The sequence below is a fragment of the Novacetimonas sp. GS1 genome (genome assembly GCF_036686925.1).
Lineage (GTDB): Bacteria > Pseudomonadota > Alphaproteobacteria > Acetobacterales > Acetobacteraceae > Novacetimonas > Novacetimonas hansenii.
The window spans coordinates 2153161-2171113 of the sequence record NZ_VSZP01000001.1 but is presented as its reverse complement, the minus strand read 5'-3'; the positions used below and the strand labels follow the sequence as shown (position 1 = coordinate 2171113).

Annotated in this window: 11 protein-coding genes; 6 read left to right on the top strand and 5 right to left on the bottom strand. The window is 57.3% G+C overall.

What is annotated here, in order from left to right; all coding sequences use genetic code 11:
- Positions 1-50 precede the first annotated feature (50 nt).
- Both FYB92_RS09725 and FYB92_RS09720 read left to right on the top strand, forming a co-directional pair.
- Complete coding sequence (locus FYB92_RS09725; RefSeq protein WP_147317958.1) at positions 51-2360, top strand: beta-N-acetylhexosaminidase; 2310 nt, start codon at positions 51-53, stop codon at positions 2358-2360.
- Positions 2361-2568: 208 nt separating this feature from the next.
- On the top strand, positions 2569-3354 hold the full coding sequence (locus FYB92_RS09720; RefSeq protein ID WP_040511916.1) for a DeoR/GlpR family DNA-binding transcription regulator: 786 nt from the start codon (positions 2569-2571) through the stop codon (positions 3352-3354).
- 107 nt (positions 3355-3461) lie between these two features.
- On the opposite strand, the gene FYB92_RS09715 is transcribed toward FYB92_RS09720, so the two are convergent.
- Both FYB92_RS09715 and gluP read right to left on the bottom strand, forming a co-directional pair.
- Positions 3462-4619 carry a Gfo/Idh/MocA family protein gene (locus FYB92_RS09715; RefSeq protein WP_003619794.1) on the bottom strand — a complete coding sequence of 386 codons (1158 nt, stop codon included), beginning with the start codon at positions 4617-4619 and terminating at the stop codon, positions 3462-3464.
- An 18-nt stretch (positions 4620-4637) separates the two neighbouring features.
- Positions 4638-5936, bottom strand: a complete 1299-nt coding sequence (gluP, locus tag FYB92_RS09710) for a glucose/galactose MFS transporter (protein WP_181920782.1) — start codon at positions 5934-5936, stop codon at positions 4638-4640.
- 555 nt (positions 5937-6491) lie between these two features.
- Here gluP and FYB92_RS09705 point away from each other — a divergent pair.
- The 3 genes from FYB92_RS09705 (at position 6492) to FYB92_RS09695 (ending at position 13293) form a co-directional block, all read left to right on the top strand.
- Entirely contained in the window at positions 6492-9029 is a 2538-nt protein-coding gene (locus tag FYB92_RS09705; RefSeq protein ID WP_175576258.1) for a TonB-dependent receptor, read from the top strand.
- Between the two features lie 61 nt (positions 9030-9090).
- Positions 9091-11310, top strand: a complete 2220-nt coding sequence (locus FYB92_RS09700) for an alpha-N-acetylglucosaminidase (protein WP_332828557.1) — start codon at positions 9091-9093, stop codon at positions 11308-11310.
- Between the two features lie 123 nt (positions 11311-11433).
- A complete protein-coding gene (locus FYB92_RS09695; protein ID WP_332828556.1) occupies positions 11434-13293 on the top strand; it encodes a hypothetical protein in 1860 nt (619 codons plus the stop codon).
- An 88-nt stretch (positions 13294-13381) separates the two neighbouring features.
- Here the strand turns inward: FYB92_RS09695 and FYB92_RS09690 are convergent, their stop codons facing one another.
- Genes FYB92_RS09690 through FYB92_RS09680 form a run of 3 tightly spaced genes read right to left on the bottom strand, consistent with a single transcriptional unit; the run spans position 13382 to position 16671 of the window.
- On the bottom strand, positions 13382-14206 hold the full coding sequence (locus FYB92_RS09690; protein WP_332828555.1) for an ABC transporter permease: 825 nt from the start codon (positions 14204-14206) through the stop codon (positions 13382-13384).
- A 15-nt stretch (positions 14207-14221) separates the two neighbouring features.
- Positions 14222-15142 (bottom strand): ABC transporter permease, encoded by a 921-nt coding sequence (locus FYB92_RS09685; RefSeq protein ID WP_332828554.1) that lies wholly within the window; start codon positions 15140-15142, stop codon positions 14222-14224.
- Complete coding sequence (locus FYB92_RS09680; RefSeq protein ID WP_332828553.1) at positions 15139-16671, bottom strand: ABC transporter substrate-binding protein; 1533 nt, start codon at positions 16669-16671, stop codon at positions 15139-15141. Before FYB92_RS09680 ends, FYB92_RS09685 begins: the two co-directional genes overlap by 4 nt.
- A 156-nt stretch (positions 16672-16827) precedes the next feature.
- Between FYB92_RS09680 and FYB92_RS09675 the strand changes: the two genes are divergently transcribed.
- Positions 16828-17949 (top strand): ROK family transcriptional regulator, encoded by a 1122-nt coding sequence (locus tag FYB92_RS09675; protein WP_332828552.1) that lies wholly within the window; start codon positions 16828-16830, stop codon positions 17947-17949.
- Positions 17950-17953: the final 4 nt, after the last annotated feature.

Here is a 17953-nt window from a genome sequence, read left to right as displayed (position 1 = left end):
CATCAGGAATCGTCCAATTGGTCAGCAAGGCCGAAATTGAGGAATCCCGAATGACAGATACACGTGGCTGCCGCACAGCCCTTGCCCTGACGCTGGCGGCGCTGCCCGCACTGCTTGGTACGCCTGATGCGCGGGCGCAGGCACACGCGGCGATACCGTCGCTGTTGCCACAACCTGCCAGCATGTCGATGCAATCGGGTTCGTTTTTTATTCCGGCATCCCTGAATGTCACCATCGACGGGGTGGATGCCCATGGGGCTGCAACCCTGTTCGACAGGTTGCATGCACCACATGGACCGATCCTGACGCTGGTGCATGCCGGGGGCGCGCAGGTCAGGATGCGGCTGGTTGCGAATGCCCTTTCCCTTCCTGCGCAGGGATATGAACTGCGCGTGGACCATGGGGGCATTGTTGTGACGGCCCGCGACATGACCGGACTGTTTTATGGTGCGGTCAGTGTTTCGCAACTTCTCGGGGCGGGACGGAAAACCATCCCTGCAATGCGGGTACGCGACTGGCCGCGCCTGCAATGGCGGGGGGTCATGCTTGATTCTTCGCGGCATTTCCAGACACCTGATGAAGTGCGCGCCCTGATTGACGCCATGGCTGAACTGAAGCTTAACGTCCTGCACTGGCACCTGACGGATGATCAGGGATGGCGGCTGGAAATCCGGCGTTATCCTGAACTGACGCGGATAGGGGCATGGCGTCGCGCGCAGGATTCCGGCCCGAAAGGGGATGGTGCGACCTATGGCGGGTTTTATACGCAGGACGAAATACGCGCCATCGTGGCGTATGCTGCCGAACGACAGATCACGATTGTCCCGGAACTCGACATGCCCGGTCATGCGCAAGCGGCGATTGCGGCTTATCCCAAGGTAGGGTCAGGGGGCACCCCGACGCAGGTTTCCACGACGATGGGCGTGCATTCCTACCTGTATAATGTCGATGATGACACCTTCACCTTCATTGACAATATCCTTGACGAAGTCATGGAGCTTTTCCCCTCCCGTTTCATACATATCGGGGGTGATGAGGCGGTAAAGGATCAATGGAAACACTCCCCCAGTGTACAGGCGCGCATGCATGAACTGGGCATTCATGACGAAGACGCCTTGCAGAGCTGGTTTGTCGAACGGTTGGGAAAATATCTGTCCGCCCATGGACGTCGCCTGATCGGCTGGGATGAAATCCTCAAGGGTGGCTTGCCTGCTTCTGCATCGGTCATGTCGTGGCACGGCATTGATGGGGCGATCACGGCCGCCCGGGCCGGGCATGATGCCGTCATGGCGCCGTCGAACACGCTTTATCTTGATTACATGCAGACCAACCGCAATGACGAACCGACTGGCGGACGCTATCCGGCGGAATCCGTGTCCACTGTCTATCATTTCGACCCGCTGCCGCCTGGAACGCCGGAGGCGGTGCGACAGCATGTGCTGGGTGTAGAAGGGGCAATCTGGACGGAATACCTGACATCGGGCGCAGCCGCGATGCAGGCGGCCTTTCCGCGTCTCGACGCGATGGCGGAAATCGCATGGACCCCACGTGAACGACAGGACTGGCAGGGGTTCACCACACGCCTGAAGGACGAGATCGCACGTCAGCTATCCTATGGCGTGCCGGTAAACCAGATGGGGTATGCCGTCGATATCACAACCGCCCCGGCAACCGATGGGCATTACGATGTGACCCTGTCCAACCAGATCGGGCAGGGGACAATCCGCTATACCCTTGACGGCGGTAATGTTGATGCGAACACACAGCCTTATGTTCATCCTTTTGTCGTGACGGAAGGGACCGTCATCCATGCCGCCGCGTTTGACCAGAGCGGCATGCAGCTTGCCCCCGTCACGGCACGCACCCTCACCACGACAGAGGTCGCGACGAGAAGCGGAACACAGTTCAAGGCCTGCGCAGGCGGCCGTCTGTCGGTTCGGGTGCCTGCCACCCCGGATGCAACTGCCGCCCCATATGTAACCATTGACCGCACACGTGACTGCGTCATGTATCCGTCGGCTTCACTGACCGGGGCGCAGCAGCTTTCGGTTCGGATGATGCCGCTTACACACTTCTTCAACACTCCGCTTGATGGCGATCCTCAGGCGCCGGCAATGGGTAAGGATGCGCCACACCACGCCGTAAGCATCTGGCTAGACCGGTGCGAGGGAAAACCTCTTGCAACCCATCGCCTACCCCATCATCCAAAGCCCGGGCAGGCGATAGAGCTTGTGCTTTCGCTGCCGGCGCAGGGGACGCATGACCTGTGTGTGGCCGTGCCGGAGGACAGGGAAAAGTTTTATTATGCTTTCCAGAAGCTGTCGGTAACCGAAGTTACAGGAAATGCCGGTAGTAAATGATATGGTTCCATGGAATGTTTCAGCAACCATGTCGCCATAACGCCAGTTTATGCCGTGATCGTCAGGTGCATCAGGATCTGCACCCGGGCGCTCATGGCATTGACCGCATATGTCGCTGTGTCTAGTTTTTGCGTACCCCATGCGGTTGTCCCGTGGCCGTGCCAGCCGTCGCGGGATGGGGCATTTCTATTTTTTCAGGAGAATCAATGTGGCGCCCGACCGTCTGACGCAGATCCGTCGCTATCTATACCTGAACGGTGCGACAGGGGTTCATGAACTGGCGGAAAAGGTGGATGCTTCCCTTGCCACGATCAGGCGCGACCTGCAGAGGCTGGAGGAGCAGGGCATCATAATCCGGACCCATGGTGGCGCCACGATTGCGGATTCCGTGGGGTTGGAAATTGCGTTCGAGGCCCGGGAGAACCAGAATCTGGAAGATAAGCGGGCAATCGCCGATGCCGCTTTCGCCATGCTGCGCCCCAATACCGCGATCTTTCTGGATGCGGGCACCACTGTTTTGCAACTGGCGCGGCGACTGCGGCTTGATCCGATGCCGCTTACGGTTTTTTCCAACAATATTTCCGTGGCGGAGGCCCTGATGGGCCTCGATCATATCCAGGTCATCCTGCTGGGCGGTCGCGTGCGGCAAAGCAATCGCAGCGTGGTCGGCGCACTGTCCGAACAGGTTATCGAAGGATTGTGGTTCGATCAGCTCTATCTTGGGGCCAGCGCCGTCCAGCCAGACTATACCATCGCCACCCCCGACAGTGATGAAGCCAGTCTGAACGCCGCCATGCTTAAACATTCAAGCGAACGCTACCTGCTTGTCGATAGTGGGAAGTTCGGCCGGCATTCCACCTATCGCGTCGGGCGACTGGATCAGATCACACAGATCTTCACTGACGCGCATCTGAGCGAGGAGTGGATCGCCCGCATGCAACAGCTCAACATTCCCCTGACGCAGCCAGAAAACCTGGTCGAATCCATCGCCTGACCCGGCCACGCACGATATTTCGTGTAACATATGAAGCGTTGCAGGATGCTGCCTTTCCGAAAGTAAGGCAGCATCCTGTATTACATATGCCCATCAAATGGCGCTTTTTAGCTGCGCCGCCCCAGGGCTTCATCAAACTGCGCCCAGCTATCGGCAAGTTCGATGACAGTGCGCGTACGGCGTGCCTCTTCAATCATGAAAATCAGCAGGCCCGCCTCCAACGCGTCGATGGCGGAAACCGGCAGCGGACGGCCCTCGGTCACATGGTCATACACGTCCGCCGCCATCTGCTCATCCGCGCCATAATGCAGTGACAGTGCGGTGCTGCGGGGGAATGCCTTGTCCATAACGCATTCACTGGTGCGCGCGTCATGCATCTTGAGGAAGCCACGAATGAAATCGCCCTCGGCCATGCCCTGCGCACCAATGATACAGAAACGACGGAACTGATCCGCTACATTCGTATTGGCATGAAAAGCAAGGGAGGCACCATTTGCGTATTCAATAAGCGCTGTCTGGCTGTCGACGATGTCAGCATCGCTGTCAAAAACCTTGTCGGTTCCCATCCAACCGCTGGGCTTACGGAAATAAACTTCGGTATCATTGACGCCCCAATTAGTCGGCATGTTTTCGGGTGTGAAGCTGCGTCGCCCACCAAAACTGGCGACCCGCATGGGGCGTGCGCCCACAATGCTGTTGTAAAGATCAAGATCATGGCAGCATTTTTCCATCAGAAAGCCGCCTGAATACTTCTCATAACGCCGCCAGTCGCGCATGAAGAATGCCCCGTGGAACGGTGCAATATGTTCTGCCGCCTCAATGGAGGCAATATCCCCGAGGATGCCCTGTGCCTGCGCACGACGAAGCTCGGTATAAAGCGGGGCATAGCGCATCACGAGCCCGACCATGAGCTGATCCGCGGGGAAACGTGACAGCAATCGCGCCAGTTCAAGTGTCTGTTCAAGATCCGTGACGACCGGTTTTTCACTGAAGATCTTGACGCCGTGTTCCAGCCCGATGCGGATATGTTCTAGGTGACAGAAATTGGGCGATCCCACCATCAGGAGGTCAAGCTTTTCCGTAGCCAACATTTCTTCAAGGGAGGAAAAATGTCGGCCAGCAGAAATCCCGCGTTCCTGCATGGATGGCAGGCCAGCGGGTTCAGGGTCCACATAACCCACGATCTGGAAATCAGGTCGCACCTGAGTGAAAACATGGGCCAGGTAGCCCAGCCTGTAACCAAGACCAACAATACCAACTTTCATTGACTTCAAAGCTCCATGCTAAAGGGCGGGAATATCGGGCAGGGTGGCATCACGACCGGCTGCCTGCCCTTTGTCTGCGGTAATGCGCATCGCCCAGAGGGAATAGGAAAGGATGAACAGGTAAGCCGGGACAAGGATGATCCCAAAGGCGAACCGGAAATCATGCATCGTCGCCAGCCAGACAAACAGTTTAGGCAGGACTGCACCGCCACTGGTTGCCATGACGGTAATCGCCGTGCCGTGGAGCGTACGACGCCCCAACCCACGAATGGCGACAGGATAGAGTGACGGCCACATCATGGCGTCGGAAAAACCAAGCCCCGCCATGCACCAGACCGACAGCATCCCCGATGTCAGAACCGCCCCCGCAGACAGGAACATGCCCACGGTCGCAGCAAAGGCGAGGAACTGCAACTGCGACATGATGCGGGGAATAACCGCCAGTCCACACAGATAGCCAACGATCATCATGCAGAATGTCAGCGAGGTGAAAAATTTGGTGTTATCGACATCAAGGCCGAGGTGATTGCCATACGTGCCGATGGCATCGCCAGCAATGGCTTCCACCCCGACATACAGGAATAGGCACGCAGCCCCCAGCCATAACAGCCATTGTCCATGTCCAGACGGCTGCTGTCCCGGATTTTGTGCCTCTCCATCTTCCATGGCGTGAAAGCGCAATGGCGGCAGTGTGATGAACCTGATCACCAGCGCCGTCATCGCCAGCCCTGCCGCCAGCAGCAGGTATGGCAACACGATCCGATGTGCAAAATGGCTGAGCAGGGCGGTTCTGCTGGCGAGATCGGTGGTTGTGGACAGGGCCCGGGTCGTGCTGCCCAATGTACTTAGCGTAGTTTTGCCAAACACGACGGGAACAATGATCCCTGCTGCCTTATTGCACAGACCCATGATTGCAATGCGCCATGCCGCCGAATCAAAAGGCCCCATTCCCGTCACATAAGGATTGATCGTAATCCCCAACAGGGTCACGCTGCTGCCGGTTACGAACAGCGCAGCAAGGGCGCCGGGATAGAACTGCATGACGGAACACAGCACAAACCCGATGCATCCCCCCGCCATGCCCAACAGGGACAGCATCATGCCCGGTTTGGCACCAAGCCGTCCCGTCAGCCACGCACAGGGAAATGCCGCAAGAAGGTGGGCCGTATAGAATACGGTCGGAATCAGGAACGTTTTGTTATCATCAAGAGAGAATGCAACTTTGGAGAATGCGATCAGCGGTCCGTTGATCCATGTCAGCACCCCGATAATAAAAAACAGGAACCCCATCAGCATCATCAGTCCACGCATGTTCATGATATGCGCCGATCCCGTGCGAGGCATGGATGATGATGTATATGGTGTGAAATCCATGCCGGAACTTCCCTGAAACATTCTCTGGCAACATCTTTGTCGTTCAGTCGCATCATATGCAAGCATGAAAATGATTGATTTGGTCAGATTCGATATGATCCTGCGCAAAATAGCGAGAGGAATCCACGACCTCTATCGAATCATGCCATGGAAACGGCATAAAAAATCATGAACAATCATATTTATGATCTTATTGTGCTATAACATGATAGGGTGGGCCAATGTGCGTTACGGGCATGTATCAAGGTATAATTACTAACTTTATGATATAAATATAAGTTTTTTGTAAAAACAAACTTTTTCTATACTGGATACTGTCCGTTTTCCGGTGATTTCCCATAGTGTGAGAAAAGTCACACTTGACAGTTTTTTGCGCATCAAGCTGCGGATAACGACCAAAATGATCGTTTCACGCAAAATATATCTTGAAATGTGCGCGTTTATGACGCCACAAATCTTTATGAAAACGGAATGAAATCACAGATGGCATCGCTATCCATGATTCCAGTTCGCGGATTTACGTTGTCGTCCCATAATGAAACGGTGGAGAAGAAGGTGTTGAACCCAAGCAGGAAGACCCTGATTCTATGTTGCACAACCTTTATCGCGCTTGATGCGGGCGCATTGCTGTCCAAGGCCATGGCGCAAACCGTCAGCGTGCATACGACGCATCACACAAGGGCGGCCCCGACGACCACACATGCCGCGACCCAGCCAAAAGCCAAGGGCGCGTCGTCCACAGCCGCCACCACGGCCACCCCATCAGGCGTACAGGCCAGCGGCAAGGCCGAGGTCCTGACCGTCCATGCACGTGGGATCAGTTCGGCCACCGGGGTGACGAACACGACGCCGGGTGGCGGCCTGATGGCTGTGCAGACGGCCGCCCGTTCCCAAAGTGGCATGACACGCGACTATATCGCCAAACAGAGCCCTGCCGTTTCACCGGGCGTCATGCTCTCGGCCATGCCGGGTGTCGTCGGGGGGGCATCTGACCCTTATGGCGGTTCAACCCATGATGGCCTGACCGTGCGTGGCCTGACACAGGGGGAAATCGGCTTTGTCATGCAGGGAATCCCGCTTGGCGATCCGGTCAACCCCAATATTTTCAGTGCTGATATGGTGGATAATGAAAATCTGTCATCGGTCACACTGACACAGGGCAGCAGCGATATCTCCGCCCCTTTCTACAGCGCGGTTGGCGGCCAGGTTAAGATGGATACCGTAAACCCGAGTTCGCGTTTCGGTGGCCTTGTTGATCTCAGCTATGGCAACAACAACATGCGTCGCGAATTCCTGCGGCTTGATTCCGGGGAACTTGGCCATACCGGCATCCGTGCCTTTGTATCCTATTCCAACAACCGTTATGACCAGTGGCGTGGTCCCGGCAATGTCGATCGTAACCACATTGATTTCAAGGCCGTAAAGGAATGGGGGAACGACAACAGTATCACCGCCAACTTTGGCTGGAATCACCAGACAGCGCAGGCGCTGCGTTATCCCACCATGGCGCAGTACGAACAGTATGGTAACAACTATAACTGGGATCGCAGCTATACCCCGGGCGATACGAGCTATCATAAGTTCCACACAACGCAGCGCGTCGATACGCTGGGAAGCCTCCAGCTTCACCTCAATCTGCATCATGGGCTGACGCTTAATGTCACGCCTTATTACATCTCGGATGCCGGGATGTATAATGGCGGTGAAAACCTCCATGCAACGGGAAGCTACCTGGGCAGCCAGGCACTGGGTACGCTCGACCTGCCTTATGCCACCAATGGCACGACCACCGCCATGAGCTTCGACCATGAATTCGAATCAACCGGCGGCATTACGACGCAGCTTTCATGGAAAAAAGGGAACAATACACTCAGTGTAGGTGACTGGTACGCCTACCTGCAGCATTCCGAACTTGAATCCTTCACCGCAGCAAATTACCAGGGCGGCGTCAGCAATTCGTTCGGAAATGACCCCATTCGCGTCAATGGCCAGATCCTGACTGGTTATAATATCAACTTCAAGCAGCAGACCAATGCGCTGTTCATCAATGACCGCTATGCCGCCCTGCATGGGAAACTGATCCTTGAGGCCGGTTTCCGCGAGGTCATGATCAGCCGTACCGCGACCAACGACATCCCCGGCGAAAACATGCAGGACCAGAGTGGGGGACCATACCTGAACGGCGGCAATTATGCCGAGCCGCTGCCCCAGTTTTCGGCGACCTATTTCATCTCTCCGCATGACCAGATCTATATCAACGGCACGACATCATTCCGTGCGCCTGGGTCGGAAGAAATCTATGTTGACCTGTGGGATCCGAACGGCGGTGGCGTCCCGACCATGCAGCGTCAGAAAAATCCCAAGTCCGAATTCGCCATTGGTGAAGAAATTGGTTATCGACACAAGGGATTTGTCAATTTCTCACTTGCGGCGTTCAACTATAACCTTGTTCATCACCAGGTCAATTCGTCAAACTATATCGGCACCGAACTCGTGACGCAGCCAATCGACATGGGGGGGGAAACCATCCGTGGTTTCCAGGCGGAATTCGCCCTGCGTCCGTGGCATCATTTCAGCCCGTATGTCGCGTTCCAGTACCTGCACACAACCATCGACAGCAATTTCAAGGAAGGCAATGTCTATCTGCCGACCGCTGGCAAGACCATGGTCATGAGCCCGACCGAAAGTGGCTCGGCGGGTGTGAACTATGATAACGGCCACTTCTTCGGCAACCTGTTCGTCAGTTGGGCCGGCCGCCAGTATTCGACCTTCATGAATGACCAGTCGCTGCCGGCCTATGCCGTGGGCAACATTACCGCAGGTTATCGTTTCGGCAACTTCTCCTACCTGCATCATCCGCAGATCCAGATCAACGTGACCAATTTTGCCAATGCGCATTATCTGTCAGGTGTTTACGGATATACCGCCAATGCGCATGCCGTGAATGTGGGGGGCACCACTGTCAACGGCAGTGCCCCGACATACTTTGTCGGTGCGACCCCTGCCGTCATCTGCTCGGTCACAACAGGGTTCTGAAGACATGAATGATCAGCTTCATAAAGGCCCCGTTCGCGGGGCCTCACATAAAAAACGCCTCATGCAGGGACGTGCGAAATGGCTGCGCGTGGCGGGGGGCGTCATGATTGCGGGGGGCCTCCTCGCCAGTGGCGGGAGGGCACGCGCGGATGACATACAGGCGGCACGTGACGTCGTCGCCCGTTTATTGCCCGCCCATGCCGGGCAGGTCACACTGACGCTGCGTCCCGCATCGGGGACAACGGCTGAACATTACCGCATATCGGGCCATAAGGGGGATATCCATGTCACGGCATCAAGTGACAGCGCCCTCCTGTTCGGGTTGAACTGGTATCTGAAATACGTGGCGCATGCGGGCATTTCGCCCAACGGCATCACCCCTCCCGCGATGGCGCAGCTTCCAGCACCTGGCCACCCGATCGAGGGTGAGGCGACGTTCCCGTACCGTTATGCCCTGAATGAAAACACGGACGGGTATACCTCGCCTTACTGGAACTGGGAACGCTGGCAGCACGAACTCGACATCTATGCGATGAACGGGTTGAATACGCTCCTGATCGAACGGGGAACGGATGCGGTCCTGTATCGCACGTTCATGCGCCTGGGTTACAAGGACGAACAGGTAAGGTCCTGGCTGAGCATGCCTGCCCATATCAACTGGCAGTTGATGGCGAACATGTGCTGTTATGGTGGTCCTGTCCCACGCGAACTGATTGAAAAACGCGCTGTATCCGCCCAGCAGATCATTGGACGTATGCGCGAACTGGGCATGCGTCCTGTCCTGCCGGGTTTCTATGGCATGGTTCCGGATGATTTTGGCAAACGTTTCCCACAGGCCCATGTGATCGGGCAGGGGGAATGGAACAGGTTCCGCCGTCCTGCATGGCTGGACCCGCGTGATCCGATGTTCGCCAAGGTTGCCGCCATTTATTATGACGAGCAGAAAAAACTCTTCGGCGATGCGCCTGTCTATGACATCCAGCCATTTCAGGAAGGCGGCACCCCTGGGGATGTACCGCTTGCCGATGCGGGGCAGGGAATACAAAAAGCACTGGATACCGCACATCCGGGTGCGATGTGGATGTTGATGGCATGGTATGAGGAACCCGATGCGCGGATGCTGGCCGGTGTGGACCGCAAGCGCCTGTTCATCGTTGACCTTGAGCAGAACACCCGTGTGCGGGAAAACCGCGATGCGGATTTCCAGGGTGCGCCCTTCCTGTATGGTGGTTTGTGGGATTTTGGCGGACGGACATCGCTGGGTGGATCATCGTATGATTATGGCGTACGCCTGCCCGGACTGTGGCGTACACAGAAAAATATGATCGGAACGGCCGTCTTCCCCGAAGGGATGGACAATAACCCGTATATTTTTGACCTGTTTACAGAAGCCGCATGGCGGCGTGACGGCGTGGATACCACGCAATGGACGCGTGATTATGCCGACCGGCGTTACGGGCAGCCGGGGGATGTGCATGCACGCAAGGCATGGGACCTGCTGTTGCACAGTGCATTTTCGTATCGTGCCACCGGGATTCAGGATTTTGGTGAGGCCAGTGCAGCGCCGGATTCCCTGTTCAATGCACAGCCTTCACTTGATACCCATTCGGCGGCATGGAACGGCATGAAGGTACTGCCTTATGACCCGCATCTGGTAGAAGCCGCCATGGCGGAACTGCTTCAGGCATCGGCTGCCACCCGCGCGACGGAGGCCTATCGCTATGATCTGGTTGATGTCACACGTCAGGCCGTTGCGAATCAGGCACGCGCCATGCTGCCCCAGATCGGGGATGCCTTCGCCGCCAGGGATCGGGCAAAGCTGCATGCATTGACCACCCGCTGGCTGGAACTGATGGACCGCCAGGACAGCCTGCTGGCGACGAACACATTCTTTCGTGTCGGCACGTGGCTGTCATGGCCGCAGGCATGGAGTGACGATCCGGCGCAGCGTAAGCTGATGGATTATGACGCACGCGTCATCCTGACCAACTGGGGTGGCCGGACCGCAAGCCAGGTCGGGCACCTGCGTGATTACGCCAACAAGGACTGGGCGGGCCTGACAAAGGATTATTATCGCGTACGGTGGCAGCTTTTCTTTGACAGCCTTGAGACATCGCTTGCGACAGGGCGACCGCCACGTGAAATCGACTGGTACAAGGTGGGCGAAGAATGGTGCCATAACGGCCGCGTCTATTCCCCCACACCCGAAGGCGACAGTTACACGGTTGCGCGGGACATCCATGACTATCTGACACAAGGGAATATGGCCCCTTCCAAATAAGACCACACTCCCATGCCGCGTCACTGGCCCATGGCCGCTGACGTGGCCCATACACAAAAACAGTCCCTGTCGGCATGACCGACGCCATGCCGGCAGGGCATCCGGGAAAGGATCGCCAGGGATATGCAACACTGTCTGAAGCCCTTGCAACGTCTGGAACGGGGGAGGCTCCTTGGTATTGGCCTTCTTTGCATGACGGCACTCGTTGCGCCCCATGCCGTGCGGGCGGATACACTTGCGGCCAATACGTCCACCCCGCTTTCACCCCTGCCGCCCATGGGGTTCAATAACTGGGCGCGCTTCATGTGCGTTCCACAGGCACCGCTCGACGGGCAGGACCGGTCGCATTACAGCTTTCAGGATTTCATGACCGATCAGGGGCGTGCCCTTGTTTCCAGTGGCCTTGCAAAAGCAGGCTATAAGACGGTGGTGGTTGATGACTGCTGGATGGAACGTGACCATGACGGACAGCTTTACGGTGCTTCTCACTGGTCTTCCCCGCGTCATGGCGGCAGCACCCAGCCCGGATTCGCACGTGATCTGTCGCCTTATGTTGCGGAACTGCATCGAATGGGCCTGCTGGCGGGGGTTTATAACACCTCTGGCGCCCTGACATGTGAACGTGTTCCCTCTGGCGAAGCCGGGCATCAGGAAGCTGACGCCAAGAAATTCGTCGGATGGGGGGTCGATTTCCTCAAGCTTGATAACTGTGGCGCACCGGAAACCAGCCTGGAAGGGTTGTTCGGACAGATGGGCCACGCATTGGGGTATGCAACGCGAGAGTCCACGCGCAAGATCCTGTTTGATGAATCCGGGCCTGCAGAATTCGGGCCAACCGACCCCCTGAAATATCAGTCCATGGAATGGGTACGCGGATTGGGGCAGATGTGGCGCGTGGCCCCTGATGTCGCCACCACCCGCCTTGATGCACAGGGGCATCCAATGGATGACCCGTGGGTCGTGCATGATCCCGCACGTGCAAGCCTTGATGGTGTGTATCAGGCATATACCGATACCGTTGCCCTGTCGCGTTATGTCGGCCCGGGCAACTGGAACGATGCGGATCAGCTCCTGCTTGGGGACAATGGCCTGACAACGGCCGAGGAACGCAGCCAGATGGGTTTGTGGTCCATCATGGGGGCACCCCTTGTACTGAGTGCCGACGTCCGGCAAATGGCGCACACTCCCAATGATCCGCATTTCGCACAATCACTCTCCATCCTCAACAACCCGCGTGTAATCGAGATTGACCAAGATCCGCTGGGGGCGGGGGGATACAGTGTACTGCGTGATAATCCGTCCGATGACAGCGGCACGGATATCGCGCTAAAGCCACTTGCGGATGGCGGTTTTGCCTTCCTCGTCCTGAACAAGAATGCACAACCGGCGGATTACGCGCTGCCGATGTCACGATTGGGGGTGGAAGCACGACATTGCGGGTTGACCCTGACCAATGTCTGGACGGGGGATATTTCCCACGTTCGTGCGGACGCAACGCTGCAACTGCACATCGACGGACATGACAACGCCATGTTTCGTGTGGCGCCTGCAGCCTGCGCTGCGCTGAAGCCGGTGGGACAGATCACAACGGTGCAGGCGTCGTTCGGGCGTGCGCCCCTGTGCCTTGACGCAACAAAGGGAAGCCGCGTCATGACGGCCAATTGCTCCGCCAGTCCTGCGCAGCAATGGGTCATGCCCCCCACCAGCGCCGAAGGTCCGATCCATAATGCGGCCTTCGCTGGTAAGTGTCTTGAACTTGATACGACGACTGGTCTGGTTCAGATGGCGGCCTGTCATTCGGGACGGGTGGAACAGACATTCCGTTATCACCTGAACGGAACACTGACGGCAGGGGGCGCCTGCCTTGATGTGGCAGGGGCTGCCGTGACCGCCCCGGGTGAACGGATCATGACCGCGCGCTGCATCGATTGGCGGGTATCGGAAATCTTTTCCGCCCCGCATCATGGTTCCCCGCCTCAATAAGACGGGGATGGGCATGGTGCAATTGCGCCATGCCCGTTTCCTCAAATCCTGAAAATTGTCTTATTCACCTGTGGTCATGCAAGGGGCTTTATCTTTCCATGACCTTACGGACACCTTCGCCCAGCAGGTTGAACCCCAGCACCGCGATCGTGATTGCAAGACCGGGGAACAGCGACGGCAGGATATCGATCCCCAGATAATTGCGGCCATCACTCATCATCGCGCCCCATTCCGGCGTGGCAGGCGCAACCCCCAGCCCAAGGAATGACAGGCTGGACGCGGTCAGGATCACCGATCCGGCCGTCAGTGTGGATTGCACCAGGATCGGTCCAAGCGCATTGCGCATGATATGGACATACAGGATACGCCATGTTCCCGCACCCAGCGTGCGGGCGGCTTCCACATATTCCGTGCGTTGCAGCGTATGTGTCAGGTTCTGGGCCAGGCGTGCATAAACCGGAATGGAAAAAAGTGAAATCGCCAGAAGCATATTGATAAATCCTGGCCCCAGAAGGCTGAGGATCAGCAGGGCCAGTACAATCCCGGGAAAAGCAAAGACGATATCCACGGCCCACATGATCGCCTGTTCCACATACCCCCCCACCAGACCGGCCAGCATACCCGCAAGCGTCCCGGCAACGCAGGAGACAAGGACACTGATGCAGACCTCGGCAAGGGAGTAGCGTGTGCCATAGACGATACGGCTGAAGACATCGCGCCCGAATGCGTCCGTGCCGAAGGGATGTCCCCACGACATGGGCTGGAACGTGGCGTACAGATCCTGCGACAATGGATCGGCCGGACTGATGAGCGGGGCGACAAGCGCACCCATCACCAGAAATGTCGTCAGCACCATCCCCACCAGCAAGGAGAGGGGCAGGCGTGAGGCAAGGGCGCGAAAGGGAACAGTCATGACGATATCTCTCCTTCAGATGCGCCGTGCCTTGGGATCAATCCGGGAAATAAGGATATCCGCCGCAAGATTGACCAGTATGACCGACAGCACCGCAACCAGTGTCACGCCCTCGATCACGGGATAGTCGCGCCAGCGCACGGCCTCGATCATCAGGTGGCCAAGGCCGGGCCAACCAAACACAGTTTCAGTGACAACCGCGCCACCAATGACACTGCCAAGGTTCATGCCAATGACGGTAATGACTGGCGGCAGGGCATTGGGCAGGGCATGGCGCAGACACAACCGCATAAGGCCGACACCTTTTGCCCGGGCGGTGCGGATATAATCCCGCGACAGCACGGCAATCATGCTGGCACGCGTCATGCGACCAATCAGCGCCATGGGCATCAGCGCCAGGGTCAGCGACGGCATCAGCAGGCTGGACCATGAATGCGCACCCATCAGGGGCAGCAGACCAAGGCGAACGGAAAAGAGTTCCATCAGCAAAAGCGCAAACCAGAAATTGGGTACCGACGCCAGCACGATCGTAATCCCCATGAAGATCCTGTCCCACATCCCATCCTGAAACATCGCGGCGGCAAGCCCACCGGGAATGCCAAAGCACAGGGCAAGGGCATAGGCGCTTAGCCCCAATAGCAATGTATAGGGAAAATGGCTGGCGATTTCGCGCCCCACCGGCTGACGTGATTCAATGGATACACCCAGGTCGCCAGCAAGCGCACCACGCATGAACCCGCCATATTGCTGCATGACCGGCCGGTCCAGCCCAAGACTGTGGTGAACCGCATCAACTGCGTCCTGCGTTGCGGCAGGACCGGCCAGCATGCGTGCAGGATCTCCGGGCAGATGACGGACCGCAACAAACACCGCAAACGATACCACCAGCATGACAACAGGCAGCATAAGCATTTTGTTGATGATACGTGCATTCATGAATGCGGCTGCCGGTTACGGGTGACATGCGTAATGTCCAGCGCCCCGTCCGGACGCACAACCAGCCCGGTTATATCGGCACGCATGCCCACAAGCGTATCGCGGGTATAGATCAGCACCGCAGGTGCATCATGCATGATCATCTTCTGCACCCTTGCATAGATATCCTTTCGGATATCTTCAGATGTTTCGACTGCTCCCTGATTAATCAGGGTATCCACGTCCGGGTTATGGAAAAAGCCGAGATTGGCCCCTGCGGGCGCAGCCGACGCACTGTAAAACAGGGGGCGTAGCTGCATGTCGGGAATAAATCCTGATGACCAGGACGCAAGCACCCCATCAAGTTGCAGCGCCTCCTTCTGCATTGGGTCCGCAAAGGCCTCGGACGCATAGACGCCTCCTTCCAGCCGTGAAATCCTGAGTTTTATACCAGATTTTTTCCACATATCCTGCAAGGCTTCGGCAATCGGTTCATCCATGTCCTGAACCGCAAGGTTGAATGTCATGCCAGCAGCCAGCCCCGCATCTGACAGAAGGGTCCGGGCGCGTTGCGGATCATATTGCGGATCAGGGGCATAGCTTACGAAATAGGGGGAAACCGGTTGCAGCGGGGATCGCGCGGGCTGCCCCCTGTCGCGCAGCAGGGCATGGACAAGCGCATGTCGGTCGGTTGCGTAATTCAGCGCCTGACGGATACGTATGTCAGACCCCGACCGCCGGTCCATGTTGATGGCAATCCAGTATAATGGCCCGTTACGATCATCATAAATGACAAAGCGGGGATCGCCCTGCATCTGCTGGGCATAAAGGGCAGGAAGATTACTGACGATATCGCTGTCACCGGTATGCAGCGACATATCCATCACTGATGGTTCAGCAGACCACAGCCAGCGTACATTGGTGATATCTGATTGTGTTCCCCAGTAATCCGGGTTGCGTGATTGCATGACATATTCAGAACTTTTCCACTCCACAAACCGGAAAGGCCCCGTTCCGTCCGCCTGCCGCGACAGTGATGTCCCCGCGAAAGGCGACGTCACATAGGCCTGGCTGAAGGACAGTAGCAGCAGGAAATCGGGGTAGGGACGGCGCAGGTGAAACCGTACCGTCATGTCATCATCGGTGGTCGTCACCGTATCCACCACGGCCATGAAACGGCTGCTTCCGGCAAGGGGGGCTGTCCGATCCAGCAGGCGGCGGAAACTGCGCATAACGGCATCCGCTGTCATGGGATGTCCATCATGAAACCTTACATTGCGACGCAGGACAAAATCCCATGTCGTACCCTGCGGGTCATGGGTCCATGCCGTTGCCAGCAGGGGATGGATCGTGCCATCCGCATCGGAACGCACCAGCCCTTCATACATCGCGGTCAGGATGGAGGATGTATCGGTCGCCACCTGGTCCGCCGGGTCCATGCTGCGTGGGGGTTCGGGCTGCATCACGCTCAGGCACTGCGAGGCGTCCGTTATGGGCGATGCATGGGCCGAAGACGCACATAACATACCGATACACGCAAAAAAGGTCATGCGGGATAGGGGCGGGCGGTACTGACATTTCATCTATCGGCCACGATCACCAGTTTGTTTCGATCTGTTCTGACTTATATCACATAAAAAACTTACTTGACGAATGAAAGATCAATCAATGATATAAATTGATCTTTATCCGGAATGGAGGGGCATGTGTCCTGCCGGTCGCATGTGCAACTGCTACGCCTGATCAACCAGTTCGGCCCCCTGAGCCGCGCTGAGCTGATCCGTATTTCCGGGCTGAGCAAAGGCGCGGTTTCCATGGTGACAGCAGACCTGCTGGCGCATGGGCTGATTGAAACACGCGATACCGTACATGGTGGGGGGCGACCGTCGATACGACTGGGGATTGCGGCGGACAGCGCATTTTTCGTCGGGATATCGCTGGCGGACCGTCCTGTCATGGTGTTGGGCGACCTGCATGGGACGATACTGGATCGGCAGGATATCGACCTGCCGGACAGGGTGGAGGATATCGGCCCGCATGTCCGCCGCCTGATTGCCCGGATCGCACCGGAGGGTTCGCTCCATGCACAACGCATGCGTGGCATCGGGCTGGCGGTTTCGGGGCTTGTGGATGAACAGGGCGGCATATGCGTGCGTTCCACCCTGACGGGATGGGAAAATGCGCCTGTTGGCCCGCTGATAACGCAGGCCTGCGGGTTGCCTGCGTATGTCGAAAATGACGCCAATGCCCTTACCGTTGCGCAATACAGGTTCGGACCCATGCGGGAAGCCGCATCCTTCAGCCTTATTTCCGTCGGGCAGGGGATCGGGTGTGGTCACATTTTTGGCGGCGAACTGTTTCGTGGCTTCCGGGGCGGGGCAGGCGAAATCGCCCACGCCACGGCGGAACCGGGCGGGCTGCCGTGCCTGTGTGGGAAAACAGGCTGCCTCGATACCGTTGCCTCTCTGACGGCCATTGCCCATCTTGCCACGCGGGCGGGGCTGCCGGGGGATCTGGACCAGCTTGAACAGCTTGCGGCGCAGGGCAACCTTGGTGCGGTCGAATTGCTGCATCGCGCGGGCAGCGCACTGGGCCTGATGATCGCACAGATGGTGCAGATCATGGACCCGCAGCATGTACTGGTTGCACGCCAGGGCGGTGAACTGACGGGATTGTTCGGACGTGCAATGCGCCAGGCCGCAGAAGGCAACATCCTGCCGCAGCTTGCACCCCGGCCAGAGATCATGACCTGCGATGTCATGGCTGACTCATGGGCGTTCGGCGCAGCCAGCGTCGCGGCCGACCGGTCATTGTTCCACGAATTCTAAACAA